The sequence below is a fragment of the Seonamhaeicola marinus genome (genome assembly GCF_008085455.1).
Map to the genome: position 1 here is coordinate 1 of NZ_VSDQ01000453.1, position 201 is coordinate 201.

Genomic DNA, 201 nt, shown 5'->3' on the forward strand with positions numbered 1-201 from the left:
AGTTTCTACTAACCCAGGGTTTATTGAACCAACCTTAATTCCATAAGGATTCAAATCTATACGCATGCCTTCCGTAATCGCTAAAACAGCATGTTTGCTTCCGCAGTAAACATTGCCTTTAGGATAAACCTCTTTTCCTGCAGAAGAACCAATGTTTATAATATGACCAGATTTACGTTCTGTCATCCCCGGAATAATGGC

At 39.3% G+C, this 201-nt stretch carries 1 protein-coding gene; it reads right to left on the reverse strand.

Translation table 11 applies throughout. The features are described from left to right. Positions 1–201: SDR family oxidoreductase (locus FUA24_RS07690; protein ID WP_148541167.1), on the reverse strand; the 201-nt coding region annotated here is incomplete at both ends.